At 54.0% G+C, this 22,474-nt stretch carries 19 protein-coding genes; 15 read left to right on the forward strand and 4 right to left on the reverse strand.

Annotation, left to right across the window (positions count from 1 at the left end):
- Nucleotides 1–3: 3 nt before the first annotated feature.
- Nucleotides 4–1,080 (reverse strand): site-specific integrase, encoded by a 1,077-nt coding sequence (locus B5F19_RS00915; RefSeq protein WP_004010380.1) that lies wholly within the window; start codon nucleotides 1,078–1,080, stop codon nucleotides 4–6.
- A 13-nt stretch (nucleotides 1,081–1,093) separates the two neighbouring features.
- The gene (locus tag B5F19_RS00920) at nucleotides 1,094–1,282 is read right to left on the reverse strand and encodes a hypothetical protein (protein WP_004010379.1); all 189 of its coding nucleotides are present in this window, start codon (nucleotides 1,280–1,282) and stop codon (nucleotides 1,094–1,096) included.
- A 166-nt stretch (nucleotides 1,283–1,448) separates the two neighbouring features.
- Between B5F19_RS00920 and B5F19_RS00925 the strand changes: the two genes are divergently transcribed.
- From B5F19_RS00925 to B5F19_RS01000, 15 genes are all read left to right on the forward strand, one after another.
- Nucleotides 1,449–2,006, forward strand: a complete 558-nt coding sequence (locus B5F19_RS00925) for a helix-turn-helix transcriptional regulator (RefSeq protein ID WP_004010378.1) — start codon at nucleotides 1,449–1,451, stop codon at nucleotides 2,004–2,006.
- A gap of 357 nt (nucleotides 2,007–2,363) precedes the next feature.
- On the forward strand, nucleotides 2,364–4,544 hold the full coding sequence (locus tag B5F19_RS00930) for an ATP-dependent RecD-like DNA helicase (protein WP_087286640.1): 2,181 nt from the start codon (nucleotides 2,364–2,366) through the stop codon (nucleotides 4,542–4,544).
- 11 nt (nucleotides 4,545–4,555) lie between these two features.
- A complete protein-coding gene (locus B5F19_RS00935; RefSeq protein ID WP_087286643.1) occupies nucleotides 4,556–5,026 on the forward strand; it encodes a hypothetical protein in 471 nt (156 codons plus the stop codon).
- Nucleotides 5,023–5,745, forward strand: a complete 723-nt coding sequence (locus tag B5F19_RS00940) for a hypothetical protein (RefSeq protein WP_087286646.1) — start codon at nucleotides 5,023–5,025, stop codon at nucleotides 5,743–5,745. The genes B5F19_RS00935 and B5F19_RS00940 overlap by 4 nt, the downstream gene beginning before the upstream one ends.
- Nucleotides 5,746–5,796: 51 nt before the next feature.
- A complete protein-coding gene (locus B5F19_RS00945; protein ID WP_087286649.1) occupies nucleotides 5,797–6,891 on the forward strand; it encodes a DUF3854 domain-containing protein in 1,095 nt (364 codons plus the stop codon).
- A 112-nt stretch (nucleotides 6,892–7,003) separates the two neighbouring features.
- A complete protein-coding gene (locus tag B5F19_RS00950) occupies nucleotides 7,004–7,948 on the forward strand; it encodes a ParM/StbA family protein (RefSeq protein ID WP_087286652.1) in 945 nt (314 codons plus the stop codon).
- Nucleotides 7,935–8,315 carry a hypothetical protein gene (locus B5F19_RS00955; protein WP_087286655.1) on the forward strand — a complete coding sequence of 127 codons (381 nt, stop codon included), beginning with the start codon at nucleotides 7,935–7,937 and terminating at the stop codon, nucleotides 8,313–8,315. The genes B5F19_RS00950 and B5F19_RS00955 overlap by 14 nt, the downstream gene beginning before the upstream one ends.
- Before the next feature lie 452 nt (nucleotides 8,316–8,767).
- Entirely contained in the window at nucleotides 8,768–8,968 is a 201-nt protein-coding gene (locus B5F19_RS00965) for an excisionase (RefSeq protein WP_087286661.1), read from the forward strand.
- A 152-nt stretch (nucleotides 8,969–9,120) separates the two neighbouring features.
- Entirely contained in the window at nucleotides 9,121–10,392 is a 1,272-nt protein-coding gene (locus B5F19_RS00970; RefSeq protein WP_087286664.1) for a tyrosine-type recombinase/integrase, read from the forward strand.
- Between the two features lie 325 nt (nucleotides 10,393–10,717).
- Nucleotides 10,718–10,921, forward strand: a complete 204-nt coding sequence (locus B5F19_RS00975; protein ID WP_087286667.1) for an antitoxin VbhA family protein — start codon at nucleotides 10,718–10,720, stop codon at nucleotides 10,919–10,921.
- 187 nt (nucleotides 10,922–11,108) lie between these two features.
- The gene (locus tag B5F19_RS00980) at nucleotides 11,109–12,155 is read left to right on the forward strand and encodes a Fic family protein (RefSeq protein WP_087286670.1); all 1,047 of its coding nucleotides are present in this window, start codon (nucleotides 11,109–11,111) and stop codon (nucleotides 12,153–12,155) included.
- Between the two features lie 237 nt (nucleotides 12,156–12,392).
- Entirely contained in the window at nucleotides 12,393–13,883 is a 1,491-nt protein-coding gene (locus B5F19_RS00985) for a TIGR02677 family protein (RefSeq protein ID WP_087286673.1), read from the forward strand.
- Nucleotides 13,876–15,042 (forward strand): TIGR02678 family protein, encoded by a 1,167-nt coding sequence (locus tag B5F19_RS00990; protein WP_162612487.1) that lies wholly within the window; start codon nucleotides 13,876–13,878, stop codon nucleotides 15,040–15,042. Before B5F19_RS00985 ends, B5F19_RS00990 begins: the two co-directional genes overlap by 8 nt.
- A complete protein-coding gene (locus tag B5F19_RS00995) occupies nucleotides 15,020–19,066 on the forward strand; it encodes a TIGR02680 family protein (protein WP_162612488.1) in 4,047 nt (1,348 codons plus the stop codon). The genes B5F19_RS00990 and B5F19_RS00995 overlap by 23 nt, the downstream gene beginning before the upstream one ends.
- The gene (locus B5F19_RS01000) at nucleotides 19,063–20,343 is read left to right on the forward strand and encodes a TIGR02679 family protein (protein WP_087286678.1); all 1,281 of its coding nucleotides are present in this window, start codon (nucleotides 19,063–19,065) and stop codon (nucleotides 20,341–20,343) included. Before B5F19_RS00995 ends, B5F19_RS01000 begins: the two co-directional genes overlap by 4 nt.
- Here the strand turns inward: B5F19_RS01000 and B5F19_RS16990 are convergent.
- A complete protein-coding gene (locus B5F19_RS16990) occupies nucleotides 20,313–20,597 on the reverse strand; it encodes a hypothetical protein (protein WP_140394133.1) in 285 nt (94 codons plus the stop codon). The two genes, B5F19_RS01000 and B5F19_RS16990, sit on opposite strands and share 31 nt — an antisense overlap.
- A gap of 539 nt (nucleotides 20,598–21,136) precedes the next feature.
- Nucleotides 21,137–22,360: a site-specific integrase gene (locus B5F19_RS01005; RefSeq protein WP_087286680.1), complete on the reverse strand. Its 1,224-nt coding sequence runs from the start codon at nucleotides 22,358–22,360 to the stop codon at nucleotides 21,137–21,139.
- Nucleotides 22,361–22,474 lie beyond the last annotated feature (114 nt).

Below are 22,474 nucleotides of genomic sequence, written 5' to 3' on the forward strand. Positions count from 1 at the left end.
GATTTAGGCCCCCTTTCGCTCCATGTCCAGTTTGTCCGCCATCTCCGCCTGCCGGGTGGGGAACAGGTGGGCGTAGCGGTAGGTAATATCAATGCTTTCATGTCCCACCCGGTCAGCGATTGCCAGGGCCGTAAAGCCCATGTCAATGAGCAGCGAAATGTGGGAGTGCCTCAGGTCGTGTATTCTGATCCGCTTTACCCCGGCCTCTTTCGCACCCCTGTCCATCTCCCGGTGGAGGTAGGATTTTGTCACCGTGAAAATGCGGTCGGTGGGCTTCACCCCATACAGGCTCTTGATATAGTCTCGCATTTCTTCACAGAGGAAAGCGGGCATTTGAATGACCCGGTTGCTCTTAGGGGTCTTGGGGTCGGTAATCACATCCTTGCCCTTAATCCGCTGGTAGGACTTGGAGATGGTGACGGTCTGTTTCTCAAAGTCGAAGTCGCCAGGAGTGAGGGCCAGCAGCTCCCCCTCCCGGACGCCGCACCAGTAGAGCATTTCAAAGGCGTAATAGGAAAGGGGCTTGTCCATCATGGCCTCGGCGAATTTCAGATACTCCGCCTTTGTCCAGAACAGCATTTCCCGTCCCTTTGGCTTTCCCATATTGCCCGCCTGGGCAGCGGGATTGACCTTTAGATTGTAGTGCCGTACCGCATGGTTGAACACGGCGCTCAACTGATTGTGCAGCGTTTTTAAGTACACCGGAGAGTAGGGCTTGCCGTTCTTGTCCCGGTAACCCAGCATTTCATTCTGCCAGGCGATGACCTCCTTGGAGTGAATGTCGCACATCTTCCGCTTGCCGAAGTACGGCACCAACTTCTTGTAGAGGATATGCTCTTTCGTCCCCCAGGTGTTTTCCTTGATACGGCCTTTCATGTCCGCCACATAGACAGCCACGAAGTTTTCAAAGGTCATTTCCAGGTCGGCGGTCTGTTGTTGCAGGAATGTCCGCTCCCACTCCAGAGCCTCCCGCTTGGTGGGAAAGCCCCGTTTCATTTTCTTTACTTTCTTGCCCGTCCAGTCCTCGTAGTAAAAGGACGCATACCATGTGCCCTTTGCCTTGTCTTTGTATGCCGGCATTGTGGTTCCCTCCTTATTGTCTGTCCCGCAGCCCATAGAATTTTTCCTCGAAGTAGCGCCTGCTTACCCGTCCGGGAATGGTGAGAAAGCCTTTTTTCTTCAGCTCCTCGTTCATCTCCCGCACCAGCTTGTAGGCGTAGGGCTTGGAAATGCCCAGCTCCCTGGCGACCTCCTCTGCTCTCACAAACAGCTCCTTTTCCATGGTCAGCACCTCCTTATTTTAGTTTCGCAAATATGTTAATGTCACCATCTTCATTATACATTAACATAAGTGTTAATGTCAAGAATTTATTTCGCATTTTTGTTAAAGATTATCTTGCATCTTTCGCTTTTTTGCGCTATACTATTGGCAAAGGCGGTGGGATATTATGACAGTCGGAGACAAGATAAAGAAAATCCGCACCTTTCGAGGCATGACACAAAAGGAATTGGGGCTTGCTATCGGCTTTGAGGAAAAGGGAGCGGACAACCGGATCGCCCAGTATGAGACGAATTACCGTGTTCCGAAACGGGAACTGCTGGACAAGATGGCCGAGGCGCTGCGGGTAGACCGCCAGAACTTCTACACCATCGCCCCCGGCTCTGCCGAGGACTTCATGCGGACATTCTTCTGGCTGGACGAGGACAGCCCTGGCGCTATCCGCCTGTTCCAACTTGTCCGCAATCCGGGCAGAGCAGGGGCCGCTGATGATACCGCTGTACGGTACAATGATAGCGATGACTGGCCCGCACACCCTCCCGTGGGTATGTACTTCCAGTATGGCCTTGTGGACGAGTTCATGCGGGAATGGCTTTTTCGTCAGCAGGAGTTACACGCCGGGGAGATCACCAGGGAAGAGTATTTTGAATGGAAACTCAACTGGCCCCATACCTGCGACGATGGCCTGGAAAGCGAATATTATATCCCTTGGCGGAAAAATAAATAAGACAAGCAAAAAAACCGCCCTGCTGAATTTGTCGTTCAGCAGGGCGGTTTTGCTTGTCCTTTTGGGATTTTTCTCTTGAGAATACCGGGCGGACACAAATAGTATCAATCCAGTATCAAGAGCAGTATGGACGGGCAAAAAAGCCTGTATTCATGCGGGTTTTCGCCGTTTCGAGCGTCATTCCCACTCTGTGATTTTTGGACAGGCGTGGGGAGCGGCGGAATCGTTCCCCACGCTTTATTTCAAAGAACAAGCTGGCGGTATTACTGGAAAGCAAAATCGGAGTGCTGGGCCGGGGTATGGAATGAGAGGTTTCTCATACAAGCAGCCCCGCCAGCAAGAAGGAGGCTCAAATAAATGAAATGCAGTTTCAGCCGCCTGCTCTATCCCAAACGGTTGGAGGAGGCGCGGGACGGCAGCTACATGATCGCTCTGTTCAAACCAAATGAGAAGGTGCTGGACGCGCAGGGCAATCGCCTGAGCAGCATTAAAGTGGTGGGGCACTTCCTGCCCACGGTGGCAAGCGTGAAAGTCGATATGACCGGGCACTGGAAAAAGGACGCCCGCTATGGGCTCCAGTTTGAGATGGAGTCCTATGAGGAAATCGTCGGCTCTGACAAGCGCAGCATTGTGGCCTATCTCTCCTCGGGAATGATTCCCGGGATCGGGAGTGTCCTTGCGGAGCGGATTTATAACACGTTCGGAGCGCAGACGCTGGAGGTGTTGGATCAAAACCCTGCGCGTATCGCGGAAGTGCCTGGCATCAGCAAGAAGAAGTGCGAGAAGTTTTGCTCGGCATATATGGAGACACGGAGCGCCCGAAAACTCATCAACATGTTGGCACCCTTCAATATCAGCGCACCGCAGGCAATCAAGCTGCGGGAGCAGCTGGGATCGGATGCGCCGGCCCTTCTCACACAGTTTCCCTACATGGTGTTTGAGCACGACCAGATCGACTTTGAGACGGCAGACCAGTTGGCCCAGGCCAACGGGATAGCGCGAAATGCGCCGGAACGGCTGGATGCCGGGCTGCTCTACACCCTGAAACTGGCGGAGCACGACGGGCATCTTTGTATGCACAAGGAAGCCTTTGTGAGAAAGGCGGTAAATCTGCTCCACGCGCCGCAGGTGACCTGGAAGGGTGTGGCTCAGCGCGCCTTCGAGATGATCCAGAGCGGCCGTCTGATCCTCTACAACGACTATGTCTATCGCCCGATCATGGCGAGGGCAGAGGAGGAAGTGGCAGCCGAGATCTGTGATATGCTCAAGCGCGACAAAATGCCCTACATGGGCGACCTGGACGATGAGATCGACAGGCAGCAGGCTGAGATGGGCTTCACCTTTGCACAGGAGCAGCGTCACGCCATCCGAACCGCGCTGACTTCGCCTATCTGCATCATATCGGGAGGACCCGGCACTGGAAAGACATCTATTCAGCGGGCGATCCTGAATATCTACAAGAAGGTATTCCCAGACTCCGATGTGGTATGCTGCGCCCCCACAGGACGCGCGGCGCGGCGCATGGAGCAAAGCACCGGGTATCCGGCGTCCACCATCCATAAGGCGCTGAATCTGACGGCAGGAGAACTTCACAAATTGCGGGAATTGCAGCTGCTGGAGGCTGACCTGGTACTGGTGGACGAGGTGAGCATGATGGACATGGTGACTACATGGTGCCTGTTCAACGCCTTGCCGCCTAACTGCCGGCTGATCCTGGTTGGGGATGCTGACCAGCTCCCATCTGTCGGACCGGGCGCGGTGCTCAATGAACTGCTCGCCAGCGGCCGGCTACCGGCAGTGATCCTGGACAAGGTGTTCCGCCAGAGCGAAGGCAGCCTTGTGGCGGAAAATGCGCAGCGGATCCGGCACGGTGTATCGGAACTGGACTTTGGCGACGATTTCCAGTTCTGGGCCTCCGCAGACGAGGTGCAATCGGCGCAGTATCTCATGCGGCTTTACAAAAGGGAAGTTGCAAGATTCGGCGTGGATAATGTGGCACTTTTGACCCCATTCCGCAAAAAATCGGAAACAGGGGTCTATAGCCTGAATGCGGCCCTCCATGACGAAGTCAACCCGGCAGTCCCCGGGAAGGCGGAGATTGAAGTCGGGCAGCGGGTCCTGCGTGTAGGTGATAAGGTCATGCAGATGAAAAACCGTGACTTTGCCAGCAACGGCGATATCGGATATATCTGCACCAGTACACAGGGAGAGGATGGCCTTTTGGTGGAGGTCGATTTCGGCGATGACCGTGTTGTCGCCTACGAGGACATCGAAGCGCTACGGCAGCTGGAACTGGCCTACGCCACCACGATCCATAAATCCCAGGGCAGTGAGTACGACGCTGTGCTGATCAACATTCAGGACATGCACGGCAAGATGCTCAACCGGGCGCTGTTCTACACGGCGGAAACCCGTGCGAAGAAGCGCGTCATCATTGTGGGCGACTGGGATGCCGTCGTGCGGGCCATCCAGACCGCGGACACCAAGCGCCGGCATACGATGCTGGCCATGCGGATCAACGAATTGACAAAAGAATAGGAGGATGAACAATGGCTACGGTGCTTGAAAACTACTATGGGTACCGGCAGCAACTGCTCCAGCGGATGGCCCAGCCGCCGATCAGCCCCGCTGACCTGTGGCTCTACGGTGAGATCTTGTATCGAATCGGCGTTCTGGAAACCTGCCAGATGTACCTGCGCAGCGCGCCCATCACCAGAGAAGTGCCCTGCTTGCAGGGGCATTACATGATGCTGGATGCTTACGTTCAGAACCTGGCCAGAGAGCGGCGCTATGGCCCGAACCGGGGCCCCGATACGCAGAAAGAGCGGGATGCTGCTCAGGTCAATCTGGAGCGGGTGATCCAGGATTATCGGAAGCGGTTTACCGGCTTTCAGCCCGCGGAGCCTGAGGCTTATCAGAAGGAGATTGGCCGGGTCATCACGACACTGCTGCCTGCGTGGCTGCAGTATCGGAACACCTTTGTGCCCCTGAAGAATAAGAAGGAGGAGAACAGGTCATGAACGATGGGAAGCAGGCCGCTCTCTCGGCCATCCAGAAGATCAATGCGGTGGAAGGGTTCGATCCGACGCCGCTTGCAGTGGAGTATGTCGACCTCAACACCCAGGAGAAGCGTTCCCGGCTTCCGGTGATGGCGCAGTTGGCGTGGTTCCGGCTCAAATATCCGGAGGGGCGCGTGTCTGTTGCAGTTACCGCCGCCAAGGACTGCTTTGTGGCTACGGCCAGGGTCTATCCCAGCTACACAAACCCGCCCGAACAGTATCTGTCGGAGGCGACCGCATCCCGCGGCTACCAAGCCGACAAACCGACGGTATCTCCGCGTGAATGGGCGCAGACCGCCGCCATTGGGATCGCTCTTCGCAATGCCGGCTTTGGACTTCAGTTCAGCGCGGCCGGTGATTCCTTCGACTCGCCGGCCGTGGACGAGTTGGGGGGCATCATCTGGAGCGGGGAGGACGAACCACAGGCTCCGCTGTCGGCGGACATGCCGTCGGCGACTGCACCGGTGGCGCCGCAGTCCCCCGCAGAGCCGGCGAATCCGCTGGAAAAAGCCATGAACACGCTCTGCCCCATCAGCAAGTACAAGGGCAGAACGCTGGGACAGGTTCTCCGTGAGGACCCCCGTGCTATCCTGTGGGTGGCGACCAAATTCACCGGGGATCCGGAGGTCTCGGCAGCCGCAAAGCTCATTTGTGAGCAGTCCGTGGAGCAGAGCGCCTGAGAAAGTGTGGGGGCGGCCAGTTGAATGGCCGCCCACAGAGAGGAGCGTTCCATGGAATTACGCTACCAAATGACCGATATCCTTCCTCTGCTGCCCATCCCGCAGCCGCCGCATGGGAGAAGTGCCTATAACATTCCATGCCCACTTTGCGACAGGCCGGGCACAAGGGAAAAACATTTGAATATCAACCTCAAACGGAATGTGTATCGGTGTCCCAAGTGCGGACAATTCCAGGGCGGCGTCTTCGATCTATATGCCTACTACATGGGCATCCCGCGGGATAAGGTGCTGGAGGATATAACGGCAAGACTGCATGGAGGTTCGCCTATCCCTTCTGGGAGTGGCGGATCCAGAAAGAAACTGCAACCTCCTCTGATGAAACCCCAGGCAAGCCTTGCGCCGCTGGAAGAACGGGATCGTGTATACCGGGCGCTTCTCAGCCGGCTGACTCTTGCGCCGGATCACCGAGAGAATTTGCTCCGGCGCGGATTGACCGATGAAGCCATAGAGCGTCTGGGCTATAAATCTACGCCGGTCGTAGGCTTCCACGCTCTGGCCCAATCCCTTCTGGACGAGGGCTACACACTGTTCGGTGTCCCTGGGTTCTACCGGGACGAAGATGGGCGGTGGACGATGGCCGTATGGCGAAGGGGCATCCTAATTCCCGGGACCTACCTTGGGAAGATCCAAGGCTTTCAGATCCGCCTTGACAACAAGATGAAAAAGGGCGGTAAGTTTTTGACCTTTTCCAGCAGAGACGAGTTGGACGGCGCCATGGGTGAGAACTGGTGCCATCTGGTTGGCCCGGTGCGGGAGAGGATATTGCTCATTGAAGGATACATGAAGGCTGACATTGTCAATTACTTTACAGGACAGACTATGCTTGCCATTCCAGGTGTGACTTCATTGCAGCACCTGGAGGCGGCCCTTCGGGATCTGATCCCGCTTGGCGTCCGCCATGTCATGACCTGCTTTGATATGGACTACCTGAAGAACTGGCATGTAGAAAACGCATATCGAAACCTGGTGGCTCTACTGGGGAAACAGGACATCACATTCGGTACTTATCTATGGGTCCCGGACCACAATGGTCTGGACGACTATATCTGGGAGTTCTGCATGAATCAGGGCAAAGCGCCAGAGTAGCAGAGGACAGCGGGGCATTCGCAGAATGCCCCGCTGTTTTTACGCATTCTGTTGCAAAAACGCATTTTGCCCGGTGTAATGAAGTACCAAGATAGATAAGGAGTGGTTCCTCATGTTGTTTCCCATTGACCATGGCAATTCGGCCATGAAGACGGTCAACTTTGTGTTTCCGTCCGGCCTGATCGACAATCCCATCCGGCCGCCTGTAGATACGGAGATGCTGGAATACGATGGTAAGTTCTGGACGCTGTCCGGCCAGCGGATCTCCTATATGCGAGATAAGACCAAGGACGAGAGGTACTGGATCCTGACGCTGTTCGCCATCGCCAAGGAACTGGAGAAGAGCGGAAATACGAGCCCTATGGTCGAGGCGGATCTGGCGGTCGGCCTGCCGCCGGAGCACTACGCGCTGCGGCAGCGATTTGCGGACTATTTTAAGCGGGGGAGGGTAAACTTCGTTTACAACGGTGCTCCGATCTGCTTGCTGATCCGGTATGTGTTCGTCTATCCCCAGGCCTACGCCGCTGTTGTGCCGCAGGCGGGGCGCCTGAAGGAGATTCCGCGCACCTTTATCATTGACATCGGCGGCTACACCACGGACGTCATGCTCCTGCGCAACGCGGCGCCGGACCTGCAGTTTTGCCGCAGCCTGGAGATGGGGGTGATCCCCATGTCCAACGACATCATCAGCCGGGTAAGCGCCATGTATGACATTAAGATTGATGACGATCACATTGCGGACATTATCCAGGGCCGTCCTACCATCCTGCCGCAGGAAGTGCGCGACGTTATTTTTGCAAAGGTACGCAGTTATGCCTGCGATATTCTTGACAAACTGCGGGAGCTGCAGGTCGATCTGCGTGCGAACCCTGCCATCTTTATTGGGGGTGGTTCGATTTTGTTCAGGTCCTTTGTGGAAGAATCGCCCCTGGTGGCGCATGCGGACTTTGTGACGGATCCCAAGGCAAACGCCATCGGCTACGGGATGCTGGCCACTGCTCAGCTGCGGCGGATGGCTCCGCAGAATTACGGAGGGGAGTTCTTTGCGCAGGGATGACAAATACCGATTTTCTCTCAGCTGGGGTAGGGACACCGCTGAAAAGATCGCTGTTGGAGACTTTCTTGAGAAGCTGAAGAACCACAAGAGCGATCTGATCGTCCAGGCAGTCTGGGAGTTTATCGGAAATCATCCGGAAGTGATGGCGGAGAACACAAAAATAGTGATTGCCGTCCAGTCCACGCAAACGGACGAGCAGACCCTTGCACAGATCCAACGCATGATCGACGCCTCGATGGAAAGGCTCAAGGACAGCATGAAGTTGCAGGTCCTACAGGAACAGCACGGAGGGCAAACGGCTCCTACTGGACCCAATCAGCAGGATCTGGATGACATGCTTGACAATCTCACAATATTTGACCAGTGAATAGGGACAGCCCTGCGCCTTCCAGCGGCGTGGGGCTGTTCTTTTGTGGCAAAACTGCCGGCAGAAAACGGGGAATGAGGTGAAGACGAAATGGTCTTCCAGGAAGGCATCCTATTGCACCTTGACAAACAGGCGTACTGCGCCTCATATTCAGCAGCGGGTACGTTGCGTGTATGGAGAGCCGCACAGGCAGACCAGGCCATGATCCCACATAGGGAAGGGAGGACAAGGGGGAGCCGGATGCTGTGTGCAGACGAGCTGTGGCGGCTTGGTGGCCATGACCCATACTCGTTGATCATGATACGTCGCTTTGGCCGTGATCCGAGCGGTAGTTATTCCGTCGCAGGTTGCGGGAAGTGCCAGAAGCTCGGGGAGTAAGTCTCGCGGAGCGGCCCAGCCAGCCGCCGCCCGCTGCTTTTCTTTTGACTTTTTCCTTGGAAGGAGATGAAAAGATGGAGAAGAAAGAGGTGCCAATTTGGGAAAAGGCCAATCTGACGATTGAGGAAGCAGCGGCCTATTTTGGAATAGGGACTAATAAACTACGGGAAATCACCAGTAATCCGGACTGTGAATTCGTTATTTGGATAGGAACAAAAAGGCTGATTAAACGAAAAAAGTTTGAAAAGTATTTGGAAGATGTAGATGCCGTGTAGGGCATGAAAAAAGGGCCTGGATATAGATTTAGACTATGTCCAGGCCTTTGGCTTTTCGTTCATATCAGTACAAATGACGCACAGGTTGAAAAAAAGAGGCTCCTGTATTATAATTAAATGTGTAATTAGGAGGCTCTTGGAAAGGAGTAACCGTGTCCGAAAAACGACGCGATAATAAAGGACGACTCCTAAGACAAGGGGAATTACAACGCAGCGATGGCAAGTATGAGTACAGGTATTACGATGAAAAGGGGGAGAGAAAAAGCGTATATAGTTGGAAACTGGTAGATACGGATCGGATCCCATCCGGTAAGAGATGCAACGAATCACTGCGCTCAATGGAGAAACGGATTCGCAGAGATCTCGAAGATGGAATACATACACATGAAGCGGACCGAACGACTTTGAACGGCCACTTTGATCGGTATATCGCCCAGAAGATTGAGATCAAGGAATCTACCAGAGGAAACTATAAGTACATGTATGATAAGTATGTCAGAGATGAAATCGGATACATGAAGCTGGCCAATATCAAGTATAGTGACATCAAGAGATTTTACCTGTCGCTGATTCATGAAAAAGGCTTTAAGCCTAACAGTATGGAAATCATCCATACCATACTTCATCCGGTTTTCTCTACTGCAGTTCGGGATGGCATCATTCGATTGAATCCGACTGATGGTGTCATGAACGAGATCAAAAGAACCCACAACTGGGAAAAACCGAAAAGAAAAGCCTTGACAGAATCGCAACAATCTGCTTTTATTAGTTATGTTTCTTCATCGCCGACCTACAAACACTGGCTACCTATTTTTACTGTGTTGCTCGGGACCGGGTGCAGAATCGGCGAAGTTGTAGGGTTAAGATGGCAAGATTGCGATTTTGCTGAGGGAATAATCTCCATAAATCATAACCTGGTTTATCGCAAACGTGAAAAAACAGGGAAGATGGGTTTCCACGTTACAACGCCTAAGACAAGTGCGGGAATCCGGATTATTCCGATGCTTGAGGAAGTTCGGCGTGCTCTTCTCCAGGAGCGACTTCGTCAAATGGAAGATGGCTTCAATGATACTGTGATTGATGGTTATAGTGGATTCATTTTTTCATCCAGATACGGTGAGGCAATTAGTCCGCATTGCGTCAATCGAGCTATTGAACGAATATGCCGAGATTACAATGCTGAGGAAACGTTACGTGCTAAGCAAGAAAAGCGAGCACCGCAGCTCCTACCGCATTTTTCATGCCACAACCTAAGGCATACATTTTGCACTCGCTTTTGCGAGAACGAGAAAGATCTCAAGGTTATTCAGGAAATCATGGGGCATGCGGATATCACGACAACAATGAATATTTACAATGAAGCTACAAAGGAAAGAAAAGTGGCCAGCTTCGTTAATCTTGAGGGGAAGATCCGGGTAAGTTAATTTACACCTGATTTTACACCAGTTGAGGAAGTGACGATGGAATATTATGAAACAATATAAGAACATTATGGCCCAGCTTCCGGGCAATGCTGAGGATATGGGAACTTGCGGGGGGATACAGAGCACCGGTTTTCTGTTCCCCACAATGAAGCCATTAGACTGATGGACAGCCCGCAAACCCGCATGAAACCTGGGTTTGTGAGAAATCAGGTTTACTACAGTTACAACAATTTTACTACAAATGAAAATCCTTGGATGAAAAGACACGGGACCGCCGGTACGCTGGCGGTCCCGTTCTACTATCACGATATGGAGTGAAACAAAAATGAAAGAGGATTTCCATAAAAGGCTTGCGGCCCTCAAAACCGCAGATGCGATCAACGCGATCAAGGGTGTACCAGTTTCTGCGGATGCAAAGTTCCTGTCAGAGAAGTGGGTCCGAGGGGAATTGACCGGAGAACAGATGAAGCAGGAGTTGCTGGACCTCCATCGGAAGATCGCGGAGGAGAGAAGCGAGGATAATTGCTAAGTCAAAAAGACTATGGGACATAAGAAACGCTGCGGGAGAAAATCTGTGGCGGAAACAGGATTGATTTCCCTTACAGACGTATAGTATCCCTTAAAACTGATATACTGGTAAGGGAAAGTTTTCTCCAAGAGTTGAACTTTCCCTTATTCTATGGTAAAATTTAAGGGAATAAAGGGGGCATAAGGGTATGCGTACATTCAATTACTCCGCGATCCGGGAACAGAAGTGGGACTCGGAGATTATGGGCCTGGTCGCGGCGATTTATAAAGAAGCCGGAAAGCAGGAACTGTACCTGAAACAGCGGCCAGCGGAATTGGAGAAACTGGTAGAGATCGCAAAGGTGCAGAGCACCGAGGCATCCAATGCCATTGAGGGCATCGTGACCACAAACACCCGTATCCGACAGCTTGTGGAGGAGAAAACAGCGCCGAGAAACCGGGACGAGCAGGAGATCGCAGGTTACCGGGATGTGCTGAACCTCATTCACGAGAACTTCGACGCCATCCCCATCACCCAGAACTACATCCTGCAGCTCCACAAGATCCTTTATAGCCACATGAACAATCCCATGGCGGGCAGGACCAAAAGCGTGCAGAACTACATCAGCGCCACCTATCCCGACGGCCATGTGGAGACCTTGTTCACGCCCCTGGCCCCCTATGAAACCCCGGAGGCCCTGGACAGGATCTGCGAGGAGTACAACCGGGTCATTGGGAATATGGAAGTGGAGCCGCTAATTGTTATTCCCGTGTTCATCCACGACTTTCTTTGCATTCATCCCTTCAACGACGGAAACGGCAGAATGAGCCGCCTGCTGACCACGCTGCTGCTCTACCGCAGCGGGTTCTATGTGGGCAAATATATCTCACTAGAGGCCAAGATCGCAAAAAATAAGGACCTCTATTATGATGTCCTGGGCCAGGCGCAGATTGGATGGCATGAAGGTACTGAAGATGTGGTTCCGTTCATCAAGTATCTGCTGGGGACTATTCTTTCCGCCTACAAGGATTTTGAAGACCGCTTTGCTCTGGTGGAGACCAAACTTCCTGCCCTGGAGACTGTGCGCCGGGCTACCATGGAGAAAATCGGCCGGTTTACGAAGCAGGACATCCGTGAGCTTTGCCCGTCACTTAGTATCAGCTCCATCGAAGGGGCGCTGCGGAAATTGGTGGCATCCGGCGAACTAAAACGGGAGGGCGCCGGAAAGAACACTTGCTATTACAGGTTAAAATAATTCCCTCAGCCGTTAAGTCTTTCCCTTAAAATTAAGTGCAGGTTAAGGAGAAAATGTTTTGATGAGGCGGCCGCAGCTGTTGGTTAGACATCGCCGTATTGCTGCGGGTTTTCGTCATGTGAGATACCATTCAGGAGCGATCACGATTGCGAAATACAGGCGAGTCATATATACTATATTTAATATTTCTTAAAAGCGTCGTTTCACATGACGAGTATCACGATGGGAGGAATGCGGATGGCATTGCAGGCAGATTTGCTGGAGAGCATCCCGCAGACAAGATATTTGTCCGCGGAGAGCTACATTTCCTACCGGGCCATCATGCGTACATTCTATCTGGAATATCAAAAAATGCACTATCAGCTGGATAAGGACACCATTTTGACCCTGTTGCACAAAGATCCTCTTTTCGTCGAATATACTGCGGAGCAGCTCATATCAGACCTGGATCAGCTGGCAAAATGGAAAAATCTGACTCCGATTCAGGACCCCCACAAGGCATACACGATCACGGATTTTAAAAACCGACAGTTTCAGTACATGATGACGGAAGCCGCGTTGGAAGTGGAGCGTATGACAATCACGCTGGAAAACCTGTATACGCGGACGACAGGACTTTCCTCCAGCGCGTTCCGCCGTCTCCAGGCGGCTCTACATACGGCTGAACATCTGGAAGGGATGTCCCTGAAAGAGATCGGGGAATGGTGGCAGGAGCTGCAGGAGGATTTCCGCCGTCTTCGCCAGAATCATCAGGATTACCTGCGGGAATTTTACGGTCCTAACGCGGAAAAACAGATGAAATCAGCGGAGTTCATTGCCTATAAGCAGCATCTGATCCACTACCTGGAGGATTTTATTCAGGACCTTCAGAGCAGCGCGGCACAGATCGGCGCGCTGCTGGAATCGTTTACAGGGGATCAGGTCAACCGTATTCTCGCGCTCGTCCATCAAAGCGCGTTGGAGATTCCACGCCCGCACTCTGAGCAGACCCCTCTCTGGCAGGAAGAACTCTGGCAGAAGGAGCAGGGCGTATGGCAGTCGTTGATGGGCTGGTTCACCGGAAAAGATTCAACAGCCAGACAGGTCATGGATGTCACGAATGAAGTGATCCGCAGAGTGGTTCAAAACGCGGCGATCCTAGTCCAAATGCAGAACATGGGCGTCAGCAACAAAGCGGAATTGCACCATCTGATGACGCTGTTTGCGAGTGCCGCGTCCATCGAGGACGCGCATAGGCTCTCGGCCCTGGTATTCGGTGCCCAGCAGTGCAGGCACTTTACCGTAAACGCAGAGCGTGAGACAGAGCGCATCGACTTGAGCACCTATGAAGAACCGCCCATGGACTACGCCCTGCAGCCAAGAGTGCGGACCTATAAGCCCCGCATGGACCGCAGCGGATTCGCAGATAAAAGCGCGGAAAAAGCGGCGCAGCGGCAGAAGATCCTGGAGGAAGAGCGCCGGCTCCAGGAGAAGGTCATGGGGTATATTCGGGATGGAAGGCTGGACTTTTCCGCCCTGTCCGATCCTGTCCCGCCTGAAGTGCGGACGGTATTTCTCTCGTGGGTGGCCATGGCGAATCTCGCCCCGGATGGTTGCGGGCACACGCAGTACGGACAGCGTTTTTCGCTGCAAAAGCGGGGGAAGGGCACATGTGACCTGATCTGTACGGATGGCACACTGACCATGCCGGACTGTACGCTGGTGTTTGAGGGAAATGGATATGTATGAGTTTCGGTATTTGCTGGACCGGTTCTGGGTGACGCGCGCGGATCACAAGGGATTGTATTTTTCCGTCAAGCGGGCGCTGCCCAATTACCGCCGCCTTGTGAACGAACAGCTGGGCTGGAATCTGATCGTCAATGAATCGGTGATAAAACTGGAAAAGGTGCCGCCGAAGGCAATGGCCTGGATGGGGATACAGGAATTTCAGGAAAAGCTGGATTACTGCCTGCTGTGCGGTATGCTGCTTTTCTTGTCAGACCTGGATGATGGGGAGCAGTTCCTGCTCTCCTCTTTGACCGAAACTTTGGAAGCGATCCTCGCGGAGGTGCAGCCGGTGGATTGGACCCGGTTTCCCCATAGAAAAGCCCTGGTGCGGGTTCTCCAGTACGCACAGCGGACCGGGATGCTTTTGGCCTATGACGGCGTAAGCGAGGGATTTGGAAACGATCAGACACAGGAGGTCCTTTATGAGAATACGGGACTATCCCGCCACTTCCCCGTTCATTTTGGCCGTGATATCATGAAGTGCAGATCCATTGAGGATTTCGAGGCCTTCTCGTGGGAGGGAGAGGAAGCGGAACGCGGACGTCAACGGATCCAGCGGGTATACCGGCAGCTGACGCTGGCGCCGGCGCTCTATTGGTCTGAACAAAACCACAGCGATTACGACTATGTGAAAAACCAGCGCTCATGGCTGAACCGGTATCTGGGAGAAGCACTGGGCGGAGAACTTCAGATCCACAAAAACGGCGCATTTTTTGTGCTGGATGAGGAAAACCGCTTTGGACTGGTCCATCCGCGTGATGCGGCCATCCCGGACGCAGCGCTGCTGTTGTGCGCGCAGCTGCGGGATCAGATCACGGCGGGCGTCTATCCCCGCGGGGAAGATGATACCGTGTTCCTGACCCGGCGGGAATTTCAGCACGAACTGGTCCAATGCCGTGGGCAGTATGGAGATGGGTGGGGCCGCCGCCTGCGGGAGCTTCCGCTGGAAAAGCTGGTCCAGGAGCTGACCGCCTACATGGCGGGCTGGATGCTTTTGGAGGAGCGGGCCGAAGGCGTTGTGCTCTGCCCCGCTGTGGGAAAATGGACAGGACACTATCCCGCCCGGTATCGGGGCGAGCCTGGAGAGGAGGATGGGGATGAACCGCTGGAAGATGAATAAACTGGGATTTGTGAATTTCTGGCTGTATGACCATGAGGAATTCCAAATCAAGGATGGACATATCCTGCTGCGCGGCGATAACGCCTCCGGAAAATCCATCACAACCCAGAGTTTTATACCATTTCTCCTGGATGGCAATAAAAGCCCGGAACGCCTGGATCCCTTTGGCTCCAGAGACCGTAAAATGGAGTTCTATCTCCTGGGAGACGGGGAGCGGGAAGAATCCACCGGCTACCTCTATTTGGAGTTCAAAAAAGCCGATACAGAAGAATATCTCACCATCGGCGTTGGGATGCGGGCGCAGAAGGGGAAAGGGATCGATTTCTGGGGATTCTGCCTGTGTGATGGGCGCCGCATTGGGACAGGCGGCGTCTCGCTCTACGAAAAAATCGGGGGTCAGATGCTTCCTCTGAGCAAGCAGAAGCTCCGCAATCTGATTGGCGATGAAAACAACTGGGCAGAAGCACCCGGTACCTATAAGCAGCTGGTCAATGACCGGGTGTTTCAGTTCCGGGATATCCGCCAATATGAACAGCTGATTCAGCTTCTCATCAAGGTGCGCACGCCAAAGCTGTCCAAAGAGGCTTTCCGCCCCTCTGAAGTGAAGAAAATTTTGAACGAATCGCTTCAGGTGTTGACAGATGAGGATCTCTCCGCCATGGTCAGCACCATGGAGCGCATGGATGCCCTGGAGGACACGCTGCGGGATTTTCAGGCGGCCATGCGGGATGCCGCGATCATCCGTAATGAGTACAGCCGCTATAATCAGTATATGCTGGGCATGAAGGGACGGGCCTACCTGAGATCGCATGCCAAAACACTGCAGCTCCAAAACCAGCTTCAGGATGTGAAAATGGATCTGGAAAAACTGGAGCAGGAGCTCCGTGATCAAGCCCAGAAGCAGGAAGATGCGGAGGCCCGGTTCCGAAAGGCAAAGGCCCAGTATGCGGCCCTGGGCGAAGACGATCTGGAGGCCCAGCGGAAACGGATGGAGGAGGAAGAGGCTGCCTGTCAGCAGTTTGCAGAACAGCTGGCCGAGGGGGAGCGTCAGATAGAAAACCTCCAGCACAGCATTTCCCGAAATGAGGTGGACTTGCGGCAGAAGGAGCACCAGATGTCCGACGCGCGGGACCGGGTGGACGATGGGATCCGAGATTTCAACGAGCAGAATGAGCTTCTGTTGCTGGGAGAGGAGCACGATCAATATGTACAGGCACTGCGGGTAAAGGATCCAAAGGCCGACAGCCGGACCCTGTCCGCCGCCCTCCTGCAGAGGAAAAAGCAGATCGGACAAATGCTGACGTGTTTTCGGGAGCTGTCCCAGGCCAAAGATACATATGACGCCGCCTGCCAGGCGTTGGATCTGGCAAATACGGCGGAAGTCCAAGCAAAGGGCGCGCTGCGCGACGCGCAGCAGCAGGAACAACAGGAGCGGGATCAGCTTCTGGAAGCGTTCTCGCGCCGGCAGGAGAGCAATCAGGAGCTCCGCTTTCCCCAGGAAGACATGATGCGCTTAAAAAGGATGCTTGCGCAGTACCGCTCCCCCGCGGACTGGACAGCGGTCAACCACTTAATCAGCTCCTGTTATCTGGACCGGCTCGGCCAGATTCAGAATGAAAAAAACAGGGGAGACATGGAACTGAAAAACCTGGGTCAGGCACGGGACGAGATCCAGAGGGACTTGACGCGGCTTCGGAAGCAGCTGGAACCTGTACCGCCCCGCAGGGATCAGATCCAAGCGACCCGCATTCAGCTGGTGATGCGGGGTATCCCGCATGCGGCGTTCTATGAGGTCGTTGACTTTGCGCCGGAACTGGGGCAACAGGAGCGGGATCTCCTAGAAGCGCAACTTACCGACGCTGGGATCCTGGACGCGCTGGTGGTTCCGCAGGAGCATATGGAGGAGATCCGGGAACTGCTCCGGGAATATCCGGACCGGTTTTTGTCTCCGGAACCGCCGGTGGGTGATCCCATAGCCAGCCTGCTCCCGGATGGGGATCCGCGCTTCCGGGAAACGGTCCTTGCCTGCTTGTGCGGCATCTCCCGGTCCGATCTGCGGGCGGGGACTGCCCTGCTGCCGGATGGGAGATTTCGCTGCGGCACCGTCCATGGACACAGCTGTGCGGAAGGGCCTGCCGGTTTTGTTGGTGCCGCGGCGCGCCGCGCCAACCGGGAGCGCCAGATCCGGGAGTGGGAGGAGCGTCTGGAGCGGGCGGAGGCGCTGGAGCGGGAGAAGAAAGCCGAAGTGGAAGCGCTGGAACGCCGGCTGGCGAGGCTGAAGGAGGAGCTGGAACAGCTGCCTGCGGTGGTGGATCTGGACCACGCCCTGGAAATGCTGGCACAGGCGCAGGAGGAATTGTCTGAAGCGGAAGCCAGAAAGGAGCGGTGCCTGGATCAGGAGCGGTCAGCTAAGCAGGTCGTTGCTCTCCTTGAACAGCAGAGCCGTGAATTGAGCCGCGGACTTCCCTACATGCGGACAGAAGAAGCCTATGAGGAGGCGCTGAACGCTGCGGAATCTTATCAGGCGCTGCTGGGCTCGCTGGGAATTAGCTACAGCGATTTGCTCCATGCGGCCGACGCGGTTGAGTGGACGGAGGACCGCATTGCCGAGCTCCGCGACCAGGCAGACACGCAGAGCAGGATCAATGCCCAGACCCGGAAACAGAAGGAGGTCTCTCAGGCGCGGGTCCGGGTGATCCAGGAGTTCCTGGGCCGACCGGAAAACAGAGCCAGGGCACAGCGGCGCGCTGAGCTGGATCGGGAGATGGAGAACCAGCAGGAGCGGATGAGCGACGCGGGAAAGCGGTGCGCCGCCCTGGAGGCAGAACAGCGCGGCAAGCGGGAGCAGCTTCAGCAGCGCAACGAACTTCTGCGCGGCGCGGTGATAGAAGAGGATGACCTCGAGAAGTATTTTGGGGAGGATCTGCGCCTGAGCCTGTGTTCCGTATCGGATGGGCCCCTGGAACAGCAGGCCGAAGAAGCGTATGGAAAAGTCCGCCCGGAGGATCGGGAACGCACACCCGAACGCATGGGCGAGGCGCTCCGCAACAACTATCAGCAGCACAATAATACGCTTTTGAAGTATCAGCCTAAGATTGAGCTGGTGTTTGACGACGCGGCCAGGCCCGGAATGCTCCGTCAGCGCCTGTGCATCAGCCTGCAGTGGGAGGGGAAGGAACTCTCACTCTACGGCTTTATTCAGGAGATGCAGACAAAGATCGAACTGACGGCTGCGCTGTTGGAGGAAAAAGACCGGGAGCTGTTTGAAAACATCCTGGCGGAGACCATCAGTCATAAACTGCGGGCCCGTATTGAAGAGAGCCAGCAGTGGACCAAGAATATGACCGACCTGATGGGGACGCTGAAAACTTCGATGGGATTGACCTTCCGTCTGGACTGGAAGGCCAAAAAAGCGGAAGGGGAGTCGCAGCTGGACACCGAGCAGCTAGTCCGGCTGTTAAATAAGGACCGGGCGCTCCTGACCCGGGAGGATAGTCAGCGAGTATCCATGCATTTTCGCGCGAAGGTCAAGCAGGCCAGGCAGGATGCGGCGCTTGAGGGTCAGATGGTCAGTTACGCGGATCTGATCCGGGACGTGCTGGATTATCGGGCCTGGTATGAATTTCATCTGCTGTATGAACGGGATGGGGAGCCGAGAAAAGGGCTGACGGACCGCGCTTTTAACAAATTCAGCGGCGGAGAAAAGGCCATGGCCATGTATGTCCCCCTCTTCGCGGCGGTTTCCGCCCAATATCAAAAGGGCGGCCCCCACTGTCCCATGCTTTTGGCTCTGGATGAGGCGTTCGCAGGCGTGGATGAGCGGAACATCAGCGCCATGTTTGAGCTGGTTGGAGTTTTGGACTTTGACTACATCATGAATTCTCAGGCGCTTTGGGGCTGCTATGCCAACGTCAAAAGCCTGGATATTGCAGAGCTGCACCGCCCTGGCAACGCCTCGGTGGTCACGATCCTGCATTACCACTGGAATGGTGCTCAGCGGGTATTGGAGGGGGATGGCCGATGAATCAAGTGACAGCCGACTGCGCATCCTTTTTTCACGAACGTCCCGCATACCGTCGGATTCTGGAGCTGCTTCTCCGAAAGTACCGCAGCTACGGCCGTCCGGCGGGGACGATATGCCTGCCCGACGCGACGCCGGAGGAATGCGATGCTGTCCGCGGCCTGTTTGGCCGCTCCTTCTCCCCGCCGCTTCTCATCAAAACCGCGGACTTTGAGGCCGCGCTCCAGGGTACGCCCTATCGCGGCGCGGTTTTGAAAGATGTACTAGAGTGTTATTTTGACACCACGATCCAAACCAAGCGTGAAGTCCGGGACCAGATAGATGCCTGCATCCTGCGAGTGACCGATGAGGCCACCGCCGCTGTGCAGAGCCGGCTGTGCCGCCGGTGGCTGGATGAGTTGTCCCATCGGTGCGGAGAAGGATACCGGCTGATCCGGAAAGCCCTGCCCGAAGATGGGGATGCGGTACGGCGGGCCGTCCTTCAGGCGTGTAAAAGCATAGATTGGCTGGAACGCCACCCGGATGAGAGGATCCGTCTGGCCGTTCTCAGCGCTTACGCAACGTCAGATCCACATGCCCTGGATACCAACACCCTGGGCGGAAAGCTGTTTCTGCATCTCCTGTCCATGCAGGCGGGCGTTGAGCTTCCCGCTGGGGCTGAGGAACGGGCCGCCCTCTACTATAACTGCGGAATTTTATGCGACAGCATATCGAGTCTCGTCACACAAGTGGGAGTCCGTTTGTATACAGACGCGGAAGAACATCCGGCTTATCGCGCGTTTCGCCTGCGGAATGAGGCCGGCACCCTCACTCTCACCAATCTGGCTGGCTTAACAGCGGGAGACAGTCCCTCAGGAAAAGCCTACCTGGTGGAAAATCAGATGGTGTTCACCCAGCTGTGCGATCAGGCCGCTCATTTTCATTCCCCGCTGATTTGTACCTCCGGACAGCTAACGATCGCTGTGATCCGTCTGCTGGATCTGCTTGTTTCCAGCGGGACAGAACTGTTCTACTCGGGAGACTTTGACGGGAAAGGTCTGTCCATCGCCCAGCAGCTTCTGGCGCGCTACTCGGATCGCCTGCATCCGTGGCATATGACGGCGGCAGATTATGCGCAGTGCCGCTCAGAGGTCCGGCTGAGTGAAAAAAGCCGCGCACTGCTCCGGAACTGTGCAGGCACGGTTCTTGCTCCGGCAGCCGAGGCAGTCGGACATAGCGGCTGTGATGGGTATCAGGAGCTGCTGCTGTCTCAGTTGCAGGCAGACTTAATGGAAACTTGATAAGAACGAAATACGGTTTCCTGCTTACGGATCTCCTCTGTGCTGTCTCCGAGCAGCGTGAGATCGGACAGCAGCAGTTGATCGAGATCTCCGCGGATCGCAGCCTGCATAGGCTGTGTCAGTCCCCCTTGAGGGAAAAAACTTATAACGCTTTTCTGAACGGAAAATCCAATTATTGTATCTGAATTGCCCACGCAGTACGCGAACATGGCGCAGATTTCCCGTTCATCGCGTCCATAGATCCAAACTTTCATGCAAGCGTCCTTTCCGACTAGTCGGCTATGATTGCTTTTAAGGGTCTTTTTATCGGCGACTGTCACAGCATTCGGAATTGCTCCTGTATTTCATTTATTCTGGGCAGTTCACCAATATTCTAAACGTAAGCATATTTTAAACAGAAATTTCCTCTCAAATGATCGTTGTCCGGAAGGACCTACATTCCAAGTCTTTCCGGACAGCGGTTTTATTTTCTTCTTGCTGGAAGTGCACTGGATTTTGCTCCATTTGTGGTTAGCTCGACTCTGGTAATCACCATACTGGAATATATGAGTACTTTTGAAACATCAAAGCGAGTAAATTCAAAATTCGGCCGCAATCTGTATAATGTTTTAGCGGCTTCGGCCGATACTTCGGGATCTAAATGAAAGGGTTTGCGCGAACACACCTGTTTTCGATAAGGTGAGAGTTGTAAAAAAGCTACGGAAAAATTAAGCGGAAGAGATGGAGAAATCTATGATCAACGCCTAAAAACATCTGCACTCAGGTTATTGAGGACGAAAGAATGCAAACATCGTTATAGAAGGCAAAACACATACGCTTGATCTAACGAATTCATTGCCTTCCTTAACCGGTTCGGGGAAACATGGTCATAGACGGTCAATGTTGTCTCAATATCAGAGTGCCCCATCAAATGCTGGATTACAGCGAGGTCCTTCTCACACTCACATAGTCTTGTGCAAAAGGTATGGCGTAAGCAGTGGGCGGTAAAATGCGGAAGCAGCTCTGGTTTGCGGTCGTATTCTTTTGCCCGCGTGGATTCCACGTCATTATAACTTGTACGAATGCGCTCAATAGCGCGGTCGATCCCATGAGCATTGATTAACTGGCCAAACCGATTGAGAAACACGAAGTCGTGGTATCCATCCAATGTGGGGCCAGGCTTTGCATGCTTGCCGATATGCTTTTCATAAAGAAAGTTTAGTTGCTGGGCAACAGCGGAAATCATAGGAATCGTGCGTACCGAGTTTCTGGTTTTAAGCGTGGATATATACCACTGCGCATTCCCGTGAATGGAGCGATAGATCAGCGCATGATCCACATGGATACAGTTATTCTCAAAATCGATATCATCCCACACCAGACCGGTACATTCGGATGCCCTCATCCCGGTGCCTAACAGGGTTACAAAAAGCGGTAACCAGCTGCAGTACTGTGGCGAGGATTCTATGTATTGGAGAAAGTGCTTTTCCTGTTCCGAAGTGAGAGCGATACGCTGCACAGGAGCGTTTGTTTTCATCTCGCGGTAGACACCGTTGCTTGGATTTTTGCGGATCAAATCGTCATCCACAGCAAGCTCTAAAACCGGATGGATCAGATTGTTGATGCTTTCCAAGGAATTGGAGGCAAAGCCCTCCTGCAGCAGTTTGGCGTACAGCAATTTGACATCGCTTTTATGGATCTTGGAAAGCGCCTTTTCTGCGATAGATTCGTGTTGGATATAGTGCTCCCAGAGATAGCGGTAGTTGGATTCCGTAGATTCTTTCAAATTGGTCTTTGTTTCCATATATACCTGGAAGAGATCATTTAATGTGAGCCGGGAACTCTCATATGTCCGGATTCCGTCTATCAAATCAGCCTGGATCTGCTGTTCTTTCTTCCTTAGGCTGGCGAGATCCGTATCATAGATAAACACCCGTTTTCCATTGTATTTGTACGCATAGGCATAGCGCCCGTCCGGGCGCTGGTATTCTCCTTTGTGAAGGTTACGTCCACGTTTATCTTTTCTGACTTTTGCCATAAAGTACCTCCTCGTATAATAAGTTTGAAAGTTAATAATTCAGATATCAGCAGGCTTAGAGATGCCCGTGATACAATAGCTGTAGGACAGCAGGGTCAAGTTCTCTACCTCCTG

Origin of the sequence: Pseudoflavonifractor sp. An184, assembly GCF_002160305.1 — a bacterium.
GTDB lineage: Bacteria > Bacillota > Clostridia > Oscillospirales > Oscillospiraceae > Lawsonibacter > Lawsonibacter pullicola.

What these genes read in the sequence shown, in the direction of transcription:
- B5F19_RS00915 (WP_004010380.1), bottom strand. Translation starts at nt 1,080, where the DNA reads ATGCCGGCATACAAAGACAAGGCAAAGGGCACATGGTATGCGTCCTTT.
- B5F19_RS00930 (WP_087286640.1), top strand. Translation starts at nt 2,364, where the DNA reads ATGAAATGCAGTTTCAGCCGCCTGCTCTATCCCAAACGGTTGGAGGAG.
- B5F19_RS16990 (WP_140394133.1), bottom strand. Translation starts at nt 20,597, where the DNA reads ATGAAAGTTTGGATCTATGGACGCGATGAACGGGAAATCTGCGCCATG.
- B5F19_RS01000 (WP_087286678.1), top strand. Translation starts at nt 19,063, where the DNA reads ATGAATCAAGTGACAGCCGACTGCGCATCCTTTTTTCACGAACGTCCC.
- B5F19_RS00935 (WP_087286643.1), top strand. Translation starts at nt 4,556, where the DNA reads ATGGCTACGGTGCTTGAAAACTACTATGGGTACCGGCAGCAACTGCTC.
- B5F19_RS00925 (WP_004010378.1), top strand. Translation starts at nt 1,449, where the DNA reads ATGACAGTCGGAGACAAGATAAAGAAAATCCGCACCTTTCGAGGCATG.
- B5F19_RS00980 (WP_087286670.1), top strand. Translation starts at nt 11,109, where the DNA reads ATGCGTACATTCAATTACTCCGCGATCCGGGAACAGAAGTGGGACTCG.
- B5F19_RS01005 (WP_087286680.1), bottom strand. Translation starts at nt 22,360, where the DNA reads ATGGCAAAAGTCAGAAAAGATAAACGTGGACGTAACCTTCACAAAGGA.
- B5F19_RS00940 (WP_087286646.1), top strand. Translation starts at nt 5,023, where the DNA reads ATGAACGATGGGAAGCAGGCCGCTCTCTCGGCCATCCAGAAGATCAAT.
- B5F19_RS00950 (WP_087286652.1), top strand. Translation starts at nt 7,004, where the DNA reads ATGTTGTTTCCCATTGACCATGGCAATTCGGCCATGAAGACGGTCAAC.
- B5F19_RS00975 (WP_087286667.1), top strand. Translation starts at nt 10,718, where the DNA reads ATGAAAGAGGATTTCCATAAAAGGCTTGCGGCCCTCAAAACCGCAGAT.
- B5F19_RS00945 (WP_087286649.1), top strand. Translation starts at nt 5,797, where the DNA reads ATGGAATTACGCTACCAAATGACCGATATCCTTCCTCTGCTGCCCATC.
- B5F19_RS00985 (WP_087286673.1), top strand. Translation starts at nt 12,393, where the DNA reads ATGGCATTGCAGGCAGATTTGCTGGAGAGCATCCCGCAGACAAGATAT.
- B5F19_RS00965 (WP_087286661.1), top strand. Translation starts at nt 8,768, where the DNA reads ATGGAGAAGAAAGAGGTGCCAATTTGGGAAAAGGCCAATCTGACGATT.
- B5F19_RS00990 (WP_162612487.1), top strand. Translation starts at nt 13,876, where the DNA reads ATGTATGAGTTTCGGTATTTGCTGGACCGGTTCTGGGTGACGCGCGCG.
- B5F19_RS00995 (WP_162612488.1), top strand. Translation starts at nt 15,020, where the DNA reads ATGAACCGCTGGAAGATGAATAAACTGGGATTTGTGAATTTCTGGCTG.
- B5F19_RS00920 (WP_004010379.1), bottom strand. Translation starts at nt 1,282, where the DNA reads ATGGAAAAGGAGCTGTTTGTGAGAGCAGAGGAGGTCGCCAGGGAGCTG.